Below are 18,323 nucleotides of genomic sequence, written 5' to 3'. Positions count from 1 at the left end.
ATTCTTGCTGAATCTATACCTGGGAAATTTCCAGGGCCGACTAATTTGTTTGATATTTTTAATTTGCATCAAAATTAATTGGTATTAATCCTGATGGAACCTCCTGCTTATTATCTTCAGCCACCGCCGCCTCCCAATCTTTATTCCATACGATTTTTCCCAATGCTGAAAATACAATATTATTATTTTCAAGCTGAACCTTATTTTCTGATAATAAAACGCTGATGCATTTTTGGAAATCGACAAGTGATAGTCCAGAGTATCGTCTTAATTCTGATCGGCTAGAAATTGGTGCCAAGTATAGCGCCCTAATTATTTTTTTTATTACAAAAGTCGAAAAATTATTATTTTTAAATGTAAGAGTCATCGAGGTTTCAAGATCTAACAAATCTTTAGCAACCCGAATATGCTGCTCCAGGCATTCGTACACAATTGAGTAAAAAAATTGGAAAAAAATATTCCAATCATTTTTCAACAGAGCCGCATGACTTGCTGTCATGAAATTAAATTGGTGCTTTTCAAGTGTCGCAGATAAATTGAATACTGGTAATGATATAATCCCTAATTGATAGAACAATAAGGAAGCATAAATCCTTGCCACTCTTCCGTTCCCATCCTCAAATGGATGAATGGTAAGAAATCCCATATAAAAAATTGCAATTCGTGAAATTTTAGGAATTTTTTCATTATTAATGAGATCAAACAATTTTTCTAGGTAGGATTCTATATGCTCTGGCCCTAATGTTTCAATATAGATATCTTTATTGCTAGTTCCGATAAATCCTTTGTTTTTTCGGAATTCAGATTTCAAATTTGAGGCCGATATTCGTTTTAAATTTTTATGTAAAATTATCAACTGAGTTAAGGTTATTTTTTCCTGTTCATACTCTTTACTACAAACCAATTCAAAGCAGTATCGAATTAATATTGCTCGGTTTTTCAGATAATTTTTTATGTCACTCCCGAGTTCCATCCGAGCTACGATTTTATACCTTGCACTAAATAGGTCCTCTTGAATGAAATAGTCGGATAAATAATTATTGAATTCTAATTTTTTGATAAGTTCATCAAGAATAGTAAATTTTTGTTTAAGTAAGCCATCCATGGCGAAATCAGGGTCAATTATAGTTTCAATTTTTGGGAAAAAGAAAATTTCAGGTGAAACAACCAATTTGCTCATCTCTGCTCCTCAAAAATCGCTCAACATTCCGCCCACGACATATTCAGTGTGTGTTCCTGTCGGCTACCCGGGTCGCCGAGCCACTTGGTGTGATTGACCAAGGCATCTAGGTCACTCTCCAAGTGAACTACATTTCTATCGTAGCGTTCCATTAAAACTCAATGCCGAATGTTCCTAGGAGTTATTGTTACTAGATTAGACGACGGAATGGCTTTGCCTCATCGAACTTCAAAAATTGAAACGATTGTGGTGCCCAAAACTCCTCGAAACTATCGAAGGGGGAAATAAGCCGCCTATAGAAATTGTCTTGTGGCCGATCAAGCCATTGACTCCACGGGGAGTGAAAAGTCATTCTTCCATAACCAACGCCTCAGGAAAGTACGGCAGATAGCTCAGCCACAAGCTCCTCCAAGGAGTAAGCCCGTAAGCCGAACATCCCGCCAGCCATGACCTCTTTCCGGTTCAGCCGGGAACTGTGGCCGGTGCTGTGTCCAGCTTCGTGGAAAAGGGTCTCGTAGAAACCCTCGGCCGTGGGGAATGCAGCGCGATTCGGCATCCGAATCTCATCCCAGCCTGGGATGTAGCAGGCGCGGTCGCCGCCGTGGGTCATCTTGGGGCGCTGCGGCATCGCCTCCCACAGGGCCTCTGCCTCGACAATGAGGTCGAATTCGACAGGTGCCGGAGGTGTCTCGGGTAACAGGATCATGAATTCTTCGGCTTTCATGGTTTCGCTGGGGTTATTCCAACCGGAGCGAACCTCAACTGAGAGGATAGGTTCTTGAGCCCGCTCACGGGCTGCCTCCGCATCGTCGTAATCATCAAGCAGGGACTCTCGTCGCTCAAGTTCGGCTAGGTCATCACAGCTCATCGGATTCGCTGTGTCACGGCATTCGCCGCGTTCCTCGCGCAGATCTTCCAGGCGAGCCCAGGTTTCTTGGCTCCTGGCTTCAACGAAGGCATTGATGGAATCCATCCAGGAAGCTGCGTTGGCGCGTGCATGGTCGGTTTCTTGGTTCATGGTTTTCTCTGAGGAATCGAGGGGAAAAGGGAGGGACCGCCGGACCTGCCGGCGGTCCCAAATCGAGTTAGGCCTGCGTCCTCACAGGCTTGGCTAGCAAATAGAAGTTCTGCGCAGAGAACTCAACGGCGACGCGGCTTTCCCCATTCTTGTCGGTATAGGGGCGCTCTGCTTCCTGGCCGTGGACGAGGACCTTCGCGCCCTTGTAGAGCATCTGAGCGGCGCGCTCGGCACGCTTGCCCCAGAGGCTGATTCGGTGCCACTGGGTGGTCTTGTTGCCCTGAGCGTCGCGAACTTCGGAGGCGATGCTGAAGGTGGCTTTGATCTTGCCGGAATTGAATGTTTGAATTTCAGGGACGTTACCGAGGTTGCCGGTGATGACGGTGGTATTGGACATGGTGTGCTCCTTTTGGTCTGCCGCCTGTGCGGCTCGCCCAAAGGCAAGCGATGAGGCTCCCAAGGCCAGAGGCCACTTTCTGCGGGAGACCCGCGCCGGAACTAGCGGGAGGGATTCCACTGACCCACCGGGATGCGGAGCATAAGCAGAGGCCTCGCCGTCCGCCGGGCGCGAAGGAAGCGTAGCCAGGGCCGCTACAGGTCAAGCCGACCTAGGGCCCCTGCCCCAATCCATCAATCTCGCTCAACAGAGTAGCGTGTTCGTGTTTTTTTCGCTACATTTGGGACCCCCCAAAATTTGGGGTGGCATGTGAGATTCGATGTTCGCGGTGTGGGTCCCAGAGCTTCCGTTCCAGATTGCCCGGCTGCACGAGCCAGGGCTGGCTGGTCGTCCCCTTGGCTTCCGAAGTCCTGAGGTTGGTCGCGTCCCACTGCTGTGGATGGTGGACCGCATTGCACGAAAGGCAGGTTTGGAACCCGGAGTTCCGGTAGACATCGCACTGCACCAGGATCCAGGGCTTATCATCCTGGACCCGGCCCCCTCAACCTGGATGGATGCTCGTGCCTGCCTGGGACGGCATCTGCTTGCCTACAGCCCTCTGGGCCGCCTGGGGCGGTTTGGAGAGGGCTTCCTAGACCTACGAGGCACCGAACGCCTCCATGGCCCAGCACTCGATGCCGCAGAGCGCCTCAGGCAGGAACTCCATCAGACGGTGGGGTGGCAGGCCCATGGTGGCCTCAGCCAGAGCCTTTCCGCATCCCGGTTGGCAGCCAAGGCCGAGGACCAAATTCGCCTAATCGAAACAGGGGCGGAGGCGCCCTTCCTGGCGCCATTCCCCTTGTGCGCCCTTCCCGCCCTGGAGGTCCGTTCCCGAGAACGGCTTCAGCATTTCGGGCTCCATCGCATTGCCCAGGTGCAGCCGATGGAGGTACAGGCCTTGGGCCGGATCATTCCTCCGCCTGAGGCATTCCAGGTCCTCCGACAGGCCCGTGGAGAGGACCAGGACCGACTCCCGCTGCTAGAAACGGTGCGGGCGTCCGAGACGCTTCGGAAAACCATCATGCCACCGGCGCATAAGCACGATCTCGGTCTGGCCTCATGGGTCTGGGAAGCGGCGTGGAGGTGGCGTCTCGACGGACGATTCATCCACCGGCTTCGGCTGTCCTGGTGGGATGTGGACGATCTCCACCACGAGATGCCATTTGGTCTGGGCGGGGAGGACCTTTGGACGAGCTGTCGGGACCTTGAACTCTGCTTCATGTCAGAGGCCACCCGGCGCGTGCTCATCCAGCGGATGGAACTGGAAGCCTGGCTCGGGCCGATGCCCGCAGTTCAGGCACTTCTCGTGGAAGACCACATCCAGAAACGGTTGGCCCTGGAAGCGACGGCGCTCCGGCTGCACCGTCGTTTCGGCCATCAGGCTCTGCGCCAGGGAGCGTAGACCATGGCCCTGGCCCTCGGCATCTCCGCCTACAGCCTCATGGAAGGGGTATACCTGCCCGAGGATCTTGGAAAGTTGGCGCTCCGCCTCGGTTACACAGACCTTGCCCTGGTGGACCGGGGCCTTCACGGCTTCCCTCGGATGCGGGAGGCCGCTGAAAAGCTTGGCCTGCGGCTCCACGTTGGCTGCCGACTGCCACTTGGCGACGGCGAAGTTTACGTCCTCCCTCTTGGTGCTGACGGCTACACCGCCATGAACAAGGCTCTGACCGATAAGGCGCACGGCCGCTCGTGGACGTGGCCGGACAATTGCCTGCTCCTGGCCGACCGCTGGGGGGTTGCCCTGATGCTGAGGGACCAGTCACCAGACACCAAGCGGGTGGTGATCCTCATTGGCAGTGCTGGGTGGCAAGTGGCTCAGCGAGCCCGAGCCGAGGGCATCGCCGTCGCGGGTCCCCAGGTGCTCCGATTCCTGAAGTCGGAAGGATTGGCGATCCACAAGGCAAAGAGGGCCATCGCCATGAACGCAATGCTCCAGGACTTGAAACCCAAGGACTACTGGGAGCCACGCCTGGCGGCTCGAACTTGCTCTGCCTGGGAGCAGGGGCTCTCCGAGGAGGTGAATGAAGGCACCCGTCGGATCAAAGCCCAGCTTCAGGGCTGGCAATTGGCGTGGGGGCGGTGGGTACTGCCGAACCCGCCCCATCTCGCTCCTGGTGAGGATGTTGCCGAGCGCCTGTGGGCCGAGGCCCGCGAGGGAATCCGGCGCCGCTACGGAGCCGTGTCCGACGTAAAGGTCCATCGCCGCCTGGAGGCTGAGATGGACCTAATCCTTCGGAAGGGTTACGGAGGCTACTTCCTCGTGATGCAGGCCATTACCCGGAATGCCTCTCGCACCTGCGGACGAGGAAGTGGGGCCGCCTCTCTCCTCAGCTACTTGCTGGGAATCACGAACGTAGACCCCGTCGGCGCGAACCTAATGTTCGAGAGGTTCCTGAACGAGGACCGTGAGGATCCGCCCGACCTGGACGTGGACTTCGCCTGGGACGAGCGTGACGACGTACTGAAGTGGGTTTTCGATACGTTCGGGAGAGACCACGTGGCGATGGTCGCGAACCACAACGTCTTCCAGCCCCGGGCTGCCATCCGCGAGGTCGCCAAGCTCCATTGCCGCCCGGAGAGCGAGATCACGCGAATGTCGAAGCGCCTGCGGACATGGGGCTGGGAGGACGAGGCCGGGCTCTCGGTGAAGTTGGGCCGCACCAGCCGGACCGACGCACCCATGCCGGAGCCCTGGCCAGACATTATCCAGATGGCCAGCCGTCTCGTCGGGCAACCCCACCTCCTGTCCGTCCACCCCGGCGGTACTGTCATCACGCCAGGGCCGCTCTGGGAGCACGCTCCAAGCCAGCCCGCCCCAGCCAAGGAGGGAGTTTCGATCCTCCCCTGGGAGAAGGACGGGGTTGAATCCTACGGGCTCGTGAAGCTGGATCTGCTTGGCAACCGGTCCCTCGCCGTCGTGCGCGACGCTCTGGCCGTTCTGAACAGCCGAGGGGAAGGGCCAGAGCACCGAACATGGTTCCCCGAGCAGGACGAGGTCACCCAAGAGCTCATGGCCAAGGGGGATACCATCGGCGTCTTCTACGTCGAGAGTCCAGCCAGCCGCATCCTTCAGCAGCGAGTAGGGCGAGGAGACTACGAACACCTGACCATTCACAGTTCTCTGATCCGGCCCGCCGCTAATCATTGGGTGGATGCCTATGTGTCCCGCACCAAAGGCGAGCCCTATGAGCCGATCCACCCTTCCCTCGATGACTTGTTGAGCGAGAGCTACGGTGTCCTGGTCTACCAGGAAGACGTGATGCGCGTGGCCCAGGGCATGGCTGGATTCACTTACAAGCAGGCTGACAAGCTCCGGAAGGCACTGGGGAAAAAAGACCACGCTGCTCGCGTCCCTGACTACAAGGCCGCCTTCATGGATGGCTGCCGGGCCACCGGTATCCCAGATAATGGTGCGGAGGAGGTCTGGTCGATGATCGAGACCTTCACGGGCTACTCCTTCTGCAAGCCCCACTCCGCGTCCTACGCCCGCGTGAGTTACGAGAGCGGTTGGGTCAAGGCCCACCATCCAGCACCGTTCTTCGCCGCCGTGATCAACAACCAAGGTGGGTTCTACCCGGCCATCGCCTACCTCGGCGATGCCCGCCGTCACGGAGTGAAGGTTGTCGGCCCCGACGTGAACGAGAGTGCTGCCGGTTACGTCCCCGTTGGGGATCACCGGCTCCGAGTTGGCCTCAGCTTCATCAAAGGCCTGCACAAGTCCGACCTGGATCGCCTACTGACGACCAGGCAGGCGGATGGCCCGTTCCAGGATCCTCAGGACCTACAAGCCCGTGCGAGGACCACCGCGAAGGGGATGGAGTTGCTGGCGCGGGCTGGCGCCTTCGACCGGTGGGCCCCCGATGGAGATAGGACCCGCCTGCTCTGGGACAGCGTGGGTGGATTACCAAAGGGAGTAGAACCCCGACCCACCGGCCCCATACAGAGGGCCAACCAGGAGATGGAACTCCTCGGCGTCACCCTTGAACTCCATCCGGCAGTGCTCATCCGAGGCCAGCGGCCAACCGAGGACTTCCCGCACCGCATCAGCCAAGTCCCTCACCGTATCGGCCATGAGAGCCGGTTTTGGGCACTCGTTGTGGCGGAAAAGGTGGTAATGGCGAAGGACAATCATCCCATGCAATTCGTGACCTTGGAGGACGAGACAGGCCTCGTGGAGGCGGTGGTATTCCCAGATGCCTTCCGCCGACGTGGGCAGGCTTTCACCCTGGGGGAGGTTGTTCCAGCCAAGGGCGTGGGAGATCTTCAGGACGGCGTAATAATCCTTCGTTGGACTTGAAGAGGAGAGGAACGATGTGTACCCAGGCAGCGTTCCTGGCCATGAGGGGGAAGATAAAGGAACGGCTGCTCCAACAGGGCGCCGGACCCACGACCCCGACATTACCGCCCAACCCTCGCATCCGGCCAACAGACCAGATGCCGATCGTGCGGCTTCACGGCTGTGAGTGGCTAACCGAAGCGCGTAGCTGGAAGCTTATTCCGCACTGGGTCAAGCCAGAGGACTTCCCGAAGTGGAAGGCCTATAGCACCTGGAATGCGCGAGACGATGAAGTGGCCACCAAACCGAGTTGGCGCGGCCCCTTCAAGGCAAAGCGATGCCTCCTCGTTCTAGAAGGGTTTTATGAGAAGAAGGTGCTCTTCACCAACAGCGACCCAAACGAAATGATTGTGATCGCAGGCCTCTTCGATGATTGGGGACTCGAAGGCAGTGAAATCCGCAGTTGTACAATGATCACGACCGAACCAAATGACCTGATAGCCCCATTTCACCATCGGATGCCCGCAATCCTCGGACCGGAATCCTGGGATTTGTGGTTGGCACATTCGACAACGAAGGAAAGTCTACAGCGACTGCTTCGTCCCTGCCCGCCGGAATGGCTGAATCAGATTGCATAGCCATGTATCAGGCACAAAAATCTAAGCTCGCCCTAATGGCTGCAGCCTAATGTCCAGGGTTCAATTTCGTTACCCACTTGGGGTCAGCAATGCACTCCTAGAAACGACCGTTAGAGACTGTGATCCCCTAGTAAGTGCTACATAAAGATGCTCTTTTGTGTTGCCTACAGCTTCCGCATCAAGAATCACCGCATGATCAAATTCAAGACCTTTCACTAACAGGGTTGTTCCAACCGAATGATTAGCCAGCCTCCGACCGATATGGCGAGTCGCATTTCGTGTCTTCCAGGCAGATGCGGATAGAGCATCCTCATCGTGTGCATTGGAATTTAAAAGAGATCTCCGCATGGCGTCAAATAGCTCTCTCCGATACAGAGCGCACCCCGGTATTTCTCTAAGAACTGCAAGAGCAGCAATGACGGCATCCGCCTGATCGGATTCAGCCACCCGTACCAGAGCTTCAAGCTCAGCTTTGGCTTTCTGGCTTCTCGGGATGTTGCCAGCGACCAGTGAGGCTCGGATCGAGGACAAGTGGGATCCAAGGTGGGTCATGCAATTTGATGCGAAATCGATAACCGCCACAGCTCGGACCAATCCCGAGGACTCCTGAATCATTTTGGCGAATTTGAAGAGGTCGGGGCATTCGATCGGTTCGATGCCGGAGTAGGATCCTCCCAAAAGACCAGAAATCTTATGAACGCCAGGAGCCCATTTGTGGATTGCGACAACTGATTCACCAGGCGCGTGTCGGAGGAACTTGGCCGCGGCGATCTGGACTCGCTGGGCGGGCTTATTGCCGATCGGCTTCCAACTGATGGGAGCATTCCTTAGATCTATCGGTTCATTATTGAGGAGTGCCCTTCTAACCTCCACTAACCATCTGCCAAGCCGTGGATTTCGCCCTTTCCAGCGCCAAGGTTCTGTTGGCCCTGCATGGATCGAAAAGGCCGAAACGACATCCGACTCCCATGAGACAACTCCCTCCTTCGTGAACTCGAAAATGCTCTGGAGGGGATCTCCCAACACCCTGCAAGGAAGGATTCCAGCCAGTTCAACGATCAATCTGTGTTGGGAAGGCGTGCAATCCTGGTACTCGTCTACATACAGCCCTGCATAGGATTCCTTGACCACCTGCCGGATAGCCTTGTGTATCAACAAGGCTGTGGCGCATCGATAGACTTCTTCCCAATCATCCTTATCTGGTTCAGTGATCTTCAAGCCCGACATTCCAGGGTAGGACTGGGCATACCAGAGGGCCCAACTTGCGATCGTGTCGACATGACACATCTTCGAGGAGACGCCATGTCGATGAAGAGCCCGGCGTATGGCCCCCACTCCTGCGTGTGTATGCGTCAATACAAGTTGGTTTTCTGCTTTGGATAGTGCGACAGCCGAGGAAATCAGTGTGGTCTTCCCAGTGCCAGCCGGAGCCTCGATTGCCACATTGTGAGCGTTGGCGAGCCATTCAGCATCAATCACGAAGACCTGCCCATGCAGTAACTTCGCAGATCTTCTTACCAGAATCCTTTTCCTTCAGTGCCGCCCAATACGTCCTAACCAGCGACGCAACAGGTTCCGCACGATCGACCCTCTTGAACCACTCGCCTATATTGGCTGCCTTCCCGATCGCCCTCCGCATTTCGGATTCCGAAATGCCAGATGAGGCTCCGGCCTCAAGCCATGCCGAATACTCCCTCGGCAGGGAGATCTTGCCAGGTAAAAAAGCTTTCGCGACCGAGGCCAGGACCAGTTCCAATCCCCTATTCTTCTCTGCCAAATCGAGCAAGGCCACGATGCCATCCCAAGGAAGGTCATGGGCAAGTCGGTCCTCAAAAGCAAAGTTATCGGCCCAAAGGACAACCTTAATGCCTAGCGAAGTGAGTTCCGCCTCTCCAATCGAAAGTGGGTCATCGGAGTCTCCGAAATAGAGCACCGAGTAGCCCAAACCGGCAAGTTCCTTGGCTCTCTGAGGACCTGAACTTCGCCCATTGCCGTTGGCCAAGGCAAGCGCTTTCAAGCTGAAGGACTCACCCTTTCTTTCCCAAAGATCGTTATCAATACCCCGTAGGAACCCAAGCTCCGTTTTTCCTTCGCAGACGATGATCTTCCTGGCCAGGAACGCCTCAGTTTCGGTACGCACGAGGGGCTGAAGGTCCCCAGGAATCTGGCCGATGGTGACGGATCCATCGGAAGTCCTAACGACGAACAACTCGGTAGCCTTCAGTTCGGCCAAGACGATCGGAGCGTGAGAGGTCACAAAAGTCTGATCCGACGGTGAGTCGCTGGGGGAAGACTTCGGAGCACGGAGAACTTGTAGGAGCCTCCGAAGACGATGTGGCTCAAGTCCGTGTTCGATCTCATCAACCAAGCACAATCCACCAGAAAGGGACAGTCCCCGTTGGATGCTCATCGTCAACAACCTCCGAGAACCAAGGCCTGCTCGTCTCACAGGGATTTTCCCGTCATGCAGCGCGATAGCTCCAGACCCAAAGGAGATGGCCTTCGCATCGAGAAGTGGCTGCAAGGCCACCCTCGGGGCGTACCCAACAACTTTGGCCGACTTTTGAACCTCGGCAGACGCCGCCTTCAAACTTGGCAATAAGTCCGGTCTCACTGCCTCCATTGCCGAGCGGCTCACCTCCGCCATCAGTTTTGGGAGATCATCAGTTTCCGTGGTGAGTCGGCTAAGGATGGATGTACGGCTCCAGCCAAGGTGATAGTCGGGTGAATTGCCAAGTCTGAAGACGCCAAGTTTTTCGCGGTCTCTTGCTGAAATCGGGCGACCTTCTGGAGTTCGGTCATTCACAATCCGCCATTCCGGCTCCAGGTTCCCATCTACCTTCATCTGAATTGATAGAACCTTCAAAAGGTCATCCTGAGGCTCATCCAAAAGGCCATCTGGCCCCCATCCCCGCAGATTCAGTCCGAACCTGTCGTCCTTGATCCAATCAGCCGGAAAGTCGCAGATAGTTGAAGTAATGACAATTGGATTACTGGGGTCCGCATTGAAGAAGTCGGAGTCATCGAATACGACATTCCATCGAGGGTAATGGACTAACTCGATCGCATCTAAAAGTGTAGATTTACAGGAGTCTCCTGGACCGATCAAGCAATGGAAGTGAGGTCCCGGTTGCCAATCGAGCGACCTGATTCCTCGAAAGTTTTGGATCTGTAGCCTCAGGATTCTCACGAGCGTTCCCTTACGGAATTGGTCTCGTGGCCGATCAAGCCGTCGACTCAACGAGGAGTGAAAAGTCATTCTTCCATAACCACCGCTCCAGGAAGGTAGGACAGACAGAAAAGGCATTCGACCATTGCACCGGAAATCCTGCCAGTCCCCGCCATTCGGCGGTTGCGAGGGTTTATCGCTGACTCAAGAAATGCCAATGGAAAGAGCCCCGCAAAGCGAGGCTCAGTATGTGGGGATCCGTGGATCTCCGGCGACCGTCGACGCTCGGGTCGCATCCCTGCGTTGCCCTACCCTCCGACGGATAGGACCCCATCGGCCTCGAAGGCAAAAGTCTTTAGATCATTTTCGATTTAATGATTTAGTTAAATAAAATTGTGCCGAGAAGCTATGAGTGGAAAGGAAATCAAGGATGCAAACACCGACATCAACTTGGTTAGCAACCAAAAATGGCGACATCGCTCTACTTGCCTATCGCCCTATGCCAGTCCTGGATTTGCTGTCCGAAATCGGTCATCGAACTTCTGTTGGTCGGGGCTCGCGAGGACGAATGGTTTGGCTTCGCGAGGCAAGCATCGATGCCGGTTTTGAGGTAATTCGCCAGGCGGTTGCCCGAGGCGAAATGTGGATTCATCCACCAATTGGAGAACCAGTGGTGGCAAAGCTTTGCGGAGTATTGACGACCGACTCGGTCGAGGAGAAATAAATGGGGAATATATTTCATGAAGTGGCCTACCTGGTAGTGTCGGCGGTGTTCCCATTGCTGAGCGCCGAGACGTTCGCCTCGTGGCGCCTGGGAAGAAGGCTGACGAGCGGAGCCCTCGCTTCACTTTTGCTCCTTGGGTCAATGCCCGCCAATGCCCAAACCACCGACGTTCCTGCCTTCTGGCAGCGCGCCGCCGAATACATGAAGACGGCATATCGTGAGGTCAAATCAGACCTCCAGTGGTTGGACTCCAAAGCAACCACAGACTACTGGGCTGTTCGTCAGGCCATGGCCACATACGAGGACTATCAAAACGGCGTACGCCTTTACCAGCGCGTTACCAACCCGAACACATCAATCAACCTGATTCAGGGCATGCCAATGCTGGAGGCATTCGCTAGCCATACCGATGGAGCCGAGGATCACTGGGTGTTGCGTCCAGTTTTGCGCCCTCAGCAGAGGCTGAACTCGCCCCATCTTCCCGGAATGAATTTCGGCGGCTTTGAAGACATCTATGCCGGTCTTAAGACCGGCAACCTGAATTTTGATCTCGACCATTTTACGATTGTAAGGCGCGCTGATGACGCCAACCTGTCCTCTGCCGAGTTGCAAAAGCGTGCCACAGAAGACGCGTGGGGCAATTGGCGCAGTGCGCAGAAAATCAACGAGGTCGAGGAGGCTTATTACGATGTCCCATTCGACGCTAGCACCTATGTCGGCCTCAAGCAGGAGACGCAGGCCTATTTTCGTAAGCGTCGTGAAACACTTCAACGATCAGCAGAATTTCTCTCGGCCCGCGGCCAGGACGACCCGACCTATCAGGCGGCACTGAAACTCCTCTCTGACCTAAACGATGCGCTTGCCAAAGGTGAGGACACTAAGGCCGCTGAAAACACAGCAAATCGCCTACTCAAAATCGATGGCCAGGCGACGGAGGTGGTTGCTATTGTCGCGCGATTGCGAGTGGCGGTCGGAGAAGTGGCGAAAAGACAAAGCACGAAGCACGACAACATCCAGGAGCTAAAAAGTCAGTACAAGCCTCCCGCAGAGGGGGTTCTTTCATTTACGAGCTGGTTTAACACACTTGGCGACAACAACGGGAAAACCGCCAACAAGGAGCAGCTTTCAGCAGCGATGCTAGCCAACGCCCATGCGGAGGCAACCGGCACAAATGTTGAGGAGCAGCTCAAGCACAATCTGTTGACCCAAATCCAGGACCAGAACGACAAACTACGGGATTTTGCTTCCCAGAAGGCTCGCGCCTTCCAGGACATGCGCGGAATCATGGGCGATCAATGGTATGCAGAGCAAATGGGACTGCTGAATTTACAGATTCAACAGGAGACGACGATGGCTCGCCTGCGACTGATCCTCGCAAAACTTCCCAGTCCGACGATGATTCCGGTTCGCGTACCCGACCAGCTTGCTACGCTGCCAGGAACTATTCCTGCATCATCTGCTCAACAGGTGAAAAACCCGGCCGAGGCGATCGCGGCAGACCTCCCTGCGAAACTCGCGAACCGGTTGAGTGATGTAACGGGATACGTGAAATTCAGCAAAACCATGAGCCTTGGCGCACTCCAGCCTGTATTCGAGGGCCTGGATGCTGGTGCGAGGGCTGTCTTTGGAAAAAGTTTCAACCTGTCGAGCTGGAGGTCGTGATGGACAACCACCTGATTCAGAACATCGCAAATTTCTATTACATCATTGTCAAAGGCTTGCTCGACGCCTCGTCGAACATGGTGATTGGGGTTGTTTCCACGGTGGTGTGGGCCGCGGCCGGAGCCATTTTTTTATTGAACCAGTACCTGAACTGGGTGGGCGACAGCACCGACGGAGCTAAGAGCCTAAAATTTTTCGCCAAAGCTCACGCAAAATTGTTCGTCGTTTGGTTTCTAGTGATGGGAGCTTCCCCAATTTTCGGGACGATGGCGAGCTGGGCTGGCACCCGCGTCATCGAGGCAGCCAATGGTCCGATGGTCGACGCCACTCAGAAGCTGTTCAGCCAGATGTTGGATACAACAATTTCCATGGTGGAACTGGAAGGTGCCTAGCTTCACTCGTTAGGCGCACTCAATGGAGAGCCCATGCCGGAATCGATTGAGAAAATACTTTTTCTAATCCTGGGCTGGTCTTTTGGATTACTCAGCCCAGTTATCGTCGATAAAATCGCGCGAAAACGCGAGGTTGATGCAATCAAAGTCTCTATCATCAAAGAACTGGACGAGCTCTGCTACCAGATTCTGGGGGCTGTGTTCCTGATTGACCTTCGATTCAATCAATTGAATAGAGACAATGTGAAATGGCAGTTGTCACTCTTCAAGATATATAAGGACAAGCCAAAGGCTGGATCTGTGCTTAAGTTCTTAGAGCAAGCGATGACGCTAGATGACGAACAGTTGGCCGTCGCTGTTGCAAAGCAATCTGAAGAGCAGGGCAAAGGGCTAGCCCTGAAAAAGTGCCATGCTCCATTGCTGGAGGCCAATTTTTCACGCTTCCAACACTTGAACGATGATATGCAGACGAGGCTTTTAGAAATCAGCTACCGTATCAACATTCTCAACCAACTCGCCGAAGAGTACCAATTCTTCTTCCAGTCGAGTTTCAGAGAAAGTAACTATGGATCCTCCTATGATGGGGTCCTCGGAAATATCAATAAAGCCCTAGAAGCGTTTCGTGCACAAGGAGCTCTATTCATTGAAAACATTCTGTCCCTAAAAGTCAGCTTGGGTGTTTCCTAATTATTCCACCCATCTGCCCAGCGCCTAACCCTTCGCTCAACTCGGACCCCGCCTGCATTGCCTTCCGCACTCTCTCAGCATCTCGCTTCCTCGGTTCCGCCCAGCGCCTCGGTGCAGGCGGGTCCGGTTAGCTTCCTTCGTTAGGTGCTACTCAACCGCTTCCCACCCAGAGGAATTGCCATGAACATTCAGTTCGCCAAATACGCGGTTGTTTTGGTTCTCGGCATTGCCATTGGCAGCATCGGCATTTTTACCTCCGGAAACCGTAAGGCTAGAGCCTTCTATGTCCAGGCGGAACACCACGTTCCTCAGGGGTATATCGTGGCTGAATCAAAGTCATCGCCTAAATCGACAGTCACTATTGATCTAGCCGGTTCTCACGCATCGAACCCTGGAGAAACCCTTCGTTACTATTTCGGCGGAAGCTCAGCAGCATTCAGTGGGTCGATTTTCTTCTCCTATCCAACCTCCAACATGCCCGGTCTCGGAGACGTGTTTCTTCTCAATATAGAAACCCCAACGGGCAAGGTTCAGAGCTTCGTCGTGGCCAATGGGGGCTATGGCACCATTTTGGAATCCAGTGAAATGGTTCTTTCTTACTGCAAGAACAAGAAATGAATGCCGCCCATGCACCTAACCTTTCGCTCAACTCGGACCCTATCGCTGCGCGCTAGTGTCCTCAAACAATTAAGCGTCCGTGTCCCGCAGCAATAGGGCCGGTAACGATCCCCCGGCAAAGCCGGGGGCCTTATTATGTGAGCCGCTCAAAGCGGCTAAACGGGGTCGCTAACGCGGCCCCGAAGGTTGGAGCCACATACTCGGTGGCCTCCTAGCGCCAAAGCTCCAGCTTCTCCAATCGTTCTTCCTCGCGTTCCTGGTTCTGGATGTACTGCCGTATCTGATGCTCGTCCTTCCCTACCGTCGACACCAGAAATCCTCTCGCCCAGAAATGCTGACCCGTGAAGTTCCTCTTCGTTTCTCCATATACACGGGCCAGATAAATCGCGCTCTTACCCTTCATAAACCCCACTACCTGCGATACGGCATACTTCGGCGGAATCGCCAACAACATATGTACGTGATCTGCCAGCAAGTGCCCTTCCAGCACTTTGCTTTCTTTCTGCCCAGCCAGCTGCCTGAACACTTCACCCAATCGCTCTCTCACCCTCCCATACATCACCTTCCTTCTTCGTTTTGGCACGAACACTACGTGATACTTACATTCCCACCTTGTGTGACTTAAACTTTCAAACAAGTCCATCTCAGTTCTCCTCAAGTGTGCTTGGCGGCTCACCTGATCAGTTCAGCGATGGACTCCCGTAGCTGTCAAACTCCGACTGTCGCCCCCGCATAGCGGGGGGCCTACCTTATGTTTTGGTTAGCTTCCCTCGTTAGGCTTCCTCCAGAGAACGACATGACCAGGCCTATTTCAGACCAAGTCGTACAAGCCCCACGAGGGTCCCGTCTGGGGAAATTGCTCGGCCTGGCTGTAGCAATTTCGGGGCTGGTCTGTGCGTTCTCGGCTTATTCCGCTTACCAAACCTGGGAACATCCGATGGGCGATGGATGCATTCTCACGGATTTGGTTCACGAGAGATTTGCCAACTCTCCCCTAGCTCACGATTCCGTTGAACTGCTCAAGAAGGACCCAAGGCTTTCAAGACTCATCAACCAGCAACCCAGAATCGAACCCTCGAATGGCGGCTTCGGTGCGAGTGGTCGGTATTGGGAATTTGGGCCGGTTGGCGATGTAGAATGGATCTATAGATTTGAAGTAAACAGCATAAAAGTTAATGTTCATGTATACGGCTCAAAACGATTCTCTTCATGGCACATTGACAATCATATTATCGAAATCACCAAATGACTGATACGAGCGTAGTGCCCAGCCTAACCTTCCGCTCAACTCGGACCCTATCGCTGTGCGCTAGTGTCCTCAAACAATTCAGCGTCCGTGTCCCGCAGCAATAGGGCCGGTTAGCTTCCTTCGTTAGCCCGCCGATTTAGCTCAGGTTGTCATCGAAAAGGGAGTACCAACGTTGATACATAACATCGCAATGGGGTTCTTCTTTGGATGGCTTGTCATTAGCTGTGCCGCCCTGTGTGTCTTCTTCGCAATGCCCGCCCTTAATGCCTTAAAGGCAACAGTCACCATCTCTTTGTGCTTCAGACTTTTCACCACATCCGCGAGTTGGCTGCTTTTATCATTCGTCTTTTGGATAGCCACCATTCTCTTCCTTCTCCCTGCCGCCATCACTGATTCCCCGATTCTCCTTGTGGTGTCAGTTTTGGCCTATATGGGTACCTCCTACTGGGGCGGCCGCCTTTTAAAAATCGAACCTCGGCTCCATCAGTTGCTATTCCTTGGAGCCGCCCCTCTTCAAGCCGCAGTATTCTTGGCTGACCGGCTGAAAAAGTCTGGTTCCAAATGAGTAGCGCGGTCGGTCTAACCTTCCGCTCAAGTCGGACCCCGCCTGCATTGCCTTTCGCTCTCCCTCAACATTTCGCTATCTCGGCTCTGCTCGTCATCTCGGCGCAGGCGGTGCCGCTTAGCTTCATTCGTTAGGCCTTCCCTCAATTCAGAAACAAGCTGGAGATCCCTATGGACACAAAGGTTGTTTTCCCTTCGGAACCAAAGTCGAACTTCGGCATGGCCTTTTTTGTAGCATTTCTTGGCTTCAGCTCTGCACTTGACCTTGTGAGTTGGTTAATCCATGGCGGACTGAACAATTCATCGCAAGCCACTTATGTCCATAACTTATTCTGGCCGGTTCCCAGATTTAGGTCCGGGCTAAATGTGAAGGTCGGGTTGAAAAAGAGAGAGCTAATGGCCGGTTGGCCAGGAGCTTCCAGGAGATGGTAGCTTGGCTTCCATCTCCGGAGAGGGTAGAGCAACGCTGGGAAGCGACTTGAGCGCTTCGGAGATGCACCGGACGGTGTTGGCCAGGGGAAACGCCCTGGCCTTTTCTGTCAGGGCGTTGGCCTCCACCGGGGGTGCCCAAAGCGATAAATCCCGGGGGTCCGGGGGCAGAGCCCCCGTCGCAGGGAGACCGAGCTGAGCCAGTTCAATGGTGCAGCGGAACTCGGTTGGGGTGAGGTAGCCCAGGCTGCTGTGCGGGCGCTCCTCGTTGTAGCGACGGCGCCAGGCTTCGACGATGACCTTGGCCTCAGCCAGGCTGGAGAAGGCCTCCATGTTCAGGCATTCGTCCCGGAACTTGCTGTTGAAGCTCTCGGCCACGCCGTTGGCCCAGGGCGAGCCCGGGGGGATGTAGAAGGTCTGGGCACCGGTGGCCATCAGCCAGACCTGGAGGTCATGGGCGATGAACTCGGGGCCGTTGTCACTGCGCAGGAATGCGGGCCATCCCCGGGTCTGGAACAAGCGTTTGAGGACCTGCATGACCTCCTCGGCCTTGAAGGAGGAGGCCACTTCGATGACCAACGCCTCCTTCGTAAACTCGTCGGTGAGCGTCAGGCACTTCACGACCTCGCCGTTCAGGCAGCTGTCGTGGACGAAGTCGTAGGACCAGACCTGGTTGGGATACCCGGATTTCATCGGCACATGCTGGCCGGTCCGGAGGTGCTTTTTGGGACGCCGCCGGACCTGGAGGCCATGGGCTTTGAAAACCCGGTGGACCCGTTTCAGGTTCACCCGGAGCTGGAGCCGCCTCAGGAGGGCCCAGACGCGCCGGTGGCCATAGCGGGGGTTGGCATGGGCAAGCTGGACGATCCGCTCGTCCAGCCCATCCAGTTTCACCCGGCGTGAATACCGGACATAGGAACGGCTCAGGCCCATGGCCCGGGCAGCGCGCCGCTGGGAGAAGCCGGTGGCCGTCAGGTATGCCGCCCCCTCCTTTCGCTGCGACGCGCCACTCATTTTTTTCGAAGAACCGTTTTCAGGGCTGCGATATCCAGCTCCCGTTCTGCCAGAAGGCGCTTGAGCTGGGCGTTCTCCTTCTCAAGCTGCCGCATGTGCCGGACATCGGAAACCTCGACTCCGCCATACTTCTTTCGCCATCGATAGAAGGTCTGCGCCGTGATCCCACGGGCCCGGCAGAGGGCATCGACCGTCTGCTCCCCCTTCTCCGCCTCTCTGAGAAGCCCCACGATCTGCTCCTCGGTGAACTTGCTTGTCCTCATT

Annotated in this window: 16 protein-coding genes and 1 pseudogene; 8 read left to right on the top strand and 9 right to left on the bottom strand. The window is 55.0% G+C overall.

Annotated elements, in window-relative coordinates:
- Nucleotides 1-58: 58 nt before the first annotated feature.
- The 3 genes from Q9293_RS05350 to Q9293_RS05340 all read right to left on the bottom strand — a co-directional run bounded on the left by Q9293_RS05350 (nucleotide 59) and on the right by Q9293_RS05340 (nucleotide 2,595).
- Nucleotides 59-1,180 (bottom strand): Fic family protein, encoded by a 1,122-nt coding sequence (locus Q9293_RS05350; RefSeq protein WP_306250784.1) that lies wholly within the window; start codon nucleotides 1,178-1,180, stop codon nucleotides 59-61.
- Nucleotides 1,181-1,550: 370 nt separating this feature from the next.
- Nucleotides 1,551-2,198: a zincin-like metallopeptidase domain-containing protein gene (locus Q9293_RS05345; protein WP_306250782.1), complete on the bottom strand. Its 648-nt coding sequence runs from the start codon at nucleotides 2,196-2,198 to the stop codon at nucleotides 1,551-1,553.
- Between the two features lie 67 nt (nucleotides 2,199-2,265).
- A complete protein-coding gene (locus Q9293_RS05340; protein ID WP_306250781.1) occupies nucleotides 2,266-2,595 on the bottom strand; it encodes a single-stranded DNA-binding protein in 330 nt (109 codons plus the stop codon).
- 319 nt (nucleotides 2,596-2,914) lie between these two features.
- Here Q9293_RS05340 and Q9293_RS18645 point away from each other — a divergent pair.
- Nucleotides 2,915-3,310 (top strand): annotated as a pseudogene (locus tag Q9293_RS18645) (hypothetical protein); the annotation flags it as partial.
- A gap of 546 nt (nucleotides 3,311-3,856) precedes the next feature.
- On the opposite strand, the gene Q9293_RS05335 reads toward Q9293_RS18645, so the two are convergent.
- The gene (locus Q9293_RS05335) at nucleotides 3,857-4,012 is read right to left on the bottom strand and encodes a hypothetical protein (RefSeq protein WP_306250779.1); all 156 of its coding nucleotides are present in this window, start codon (nucleotides 4,010-4,012) and stop codon (nucleotides 3,857-3,859) included.
- Nucleotides 4,013-4,039: 27 nt separating this feature from the next.
- On the opposite strand from Q9293_RS05335, the gene Q9293_RS05330 reads away from it, so the two are divergent.
- Both Q9293_RS05330 and Q9293_RS05325 read left to right on the top strand, forming a co-directional pair.
- On the top strand, nucleotides 4,040-6,934 hold the full coding sequence (locus Q9293_RS05330; protein ID WP_306250778.1) for a hypothetical protein: 2,895 nt from the start codon (nucleotides 4,040-4,042) through the stop codon (nucleotides 6,932-6,934).
- A 14-nt stretch (nucleotides 6,935-6,948) separates the two neighbouring features.
- Nucleotides 6,949-7,551: an SOS response-associated peptidase gene (locus Q9293_RS05325; RefSeq protein ID WP_306250777.1), complete on the top strand. Its 603-nt coding sequence runs from the start codon at nucleotides 6,949-6,951 to the stop codon at nucleotides 7,549-7,551.
- Nucleotides 7,552-7,620: 69 nt separating this feature from the next.
- On the opposite strand, the gene Q9293_RS05320 is transcribed toward Q9293_RS05325, so the two are convergent.
- Both Q9293_RS05320 and Q9293_RS05315 read right to left on the bottom strand, forming a co-directional pair.
- Nucleotides 7,621-8,994, bottom strand: coding sequence for a UvrD-helicase domain-containing protein (locus Q9293_RS05320; protein WP_306252415.1), 1,374 nt, complete (start codon nucleotides 8,992-8,994; stop codon nucleotides 7,621-7,623).
- A 28-nt stretch (nucleotides 8,995-9,022) separates the two neighbouring features.
- On the bottom strand, nucleotides 9,023-10,660 hold the full coding sequence (locus Q9293_RS05315) for an ATP-dependent endonuclease (protein WP_306250775.1): 1,638 nt from the start codon (nucleotides 10,658-10,660) through the stop codon (nucleotides 9,023-9,025).
- A gap of 784 nt (nucleotides 10,661-11,444) precedes the next feature.
- On the opposite strand from Q9293_RS05315, the gene Q9293_RS05310 reads away from it, so the two are divergent.
- The 4 genes from Q9293_RS05310 to Q9293_RS05295 all read left to right on the top strand — a co-directional run bounded on the left by Q9293_RS05310 (nucleotide 11,445) and on the right by Q9293_RS05295 (nucleotide 14,803).
- Entirely contained in the window at nucleotides 11,445-13,106 is a 1,662-nt protein-coding gene (locus tag Q9293_RS05310) for a hypothetical protein (protein ID WP_306250773.1), read from the top strand.
- Nucleotides 13,106-13,498: a hypothetical protein gene (locus Q9293_RS05305; protein ID WP_306250771.1), complete on the top strand. Its 393-nt coding sequence runs from the start codon at nucleotides 13,106-13,108 to the stop codon at nucleotides 13,496-13,498. The genes Q9293_RS05310 and Q9293_RS05305 overlap by 1 nt, the downstream gene beginning before the upstream one ends.
- A gap of 33 nt (nucleotides 13,499-13,531) precedes the next feature.
- Nucleotides 13,532-14,185 (top strand): hypothetical protein, encoded by a 654-nt coding sequence (locus tag Q9293_RS05300; RefSeq protein ID WP_306250769.1) that lies wholly within the window; start codon nucleotides 13,532-13,534, stop codon nucleotides 14,183-14,185.
- Between the two features lie 180 nt (nucleotides 14,186-14,365).
- Entirely contained in the window at nucleotides 14,366-14,803 is a 438-nt protein-coding gene (locus Q9293_RS05295; protein ID WP_306250768.1) for a hypothetical protein, read from the top strand.
- Between the two features lie 211 nt (nucleotides 14,804-15,014).
- On the opposite strand, the gene tnpA is transcribed toward Q9293_RS05295, so the two are convergent.
- Nucleotides 15,015-15,446, bottom strand: a complete 432-nt coding sequence (tnpA, locus tag Q9293_RS05290; RefSeq protein WP_306246724.1) for an IS200/IS605 family transposase — start codon at nucleotides 15,444-15,446, stop codon at nucleotides 15,015-15,017.
- 153 nt (nucleotides 15,447-15,599) lie between these two features.
- Here tnpA and Q9293_RS05285 point away from each other — a divergent pair, with 153 nt between their 5' ends.
- On the top strand, nucleotides 15,600-16,052 hold the full coding sequence (locus tag Q9293_RS05285) for a hypothetical protein (RefSeq protein WP_306250766.1): 453 nt from the start codon (nucleotides 15,600-15,602) through the stop codon (nucleotides 16,050-16,052).
- A 957-nt stretch (nucleotides 16,053-17,009) separates the two neighbouring features.
- Here the strand turns inward: Q9293_RS05285 and Q9293_RS05280 are convergent.
- On the bottom strand, nucleotides 17,010-18,059 hold the full coding sequence (locus Q9293_RS05280) for an IS3 family transposase (RefSeq protein ID WP_306246055.1): 1,050 nt from the start codon (nucleotides 18,057-18,059) through the stop codon (nucleotides 17,010-17,012).
- Entirely contained in the window at nucleotides 18,056-18,322 is a 267-nt protein-coding gene (locus Q9293_RS05275) for a transposase (protein WP_306246057.1), read from the bottom strand. The genes Q9293_RS05280 and Q9293_RS05275 overlap by 4 nt, the downstream gene beginning before the upstream one ends.
- Between the last annotated feature and the right edge of the window lies 1 nt (nucleotide 18,323).

It is taken from the genome of Geothrix sp. PMB-07, assembly GCF_030758935.1.
Classification (GTDB): domain Bacteria; phylum Acidobacteriota; class Holophagae; order Holophagales; family Holophagaceae; genus Geothrix.
Note: the sequence above shows the minus strand (reverse complement) of the source record. Positions and strands in the feature narration are given on the sequence as shown.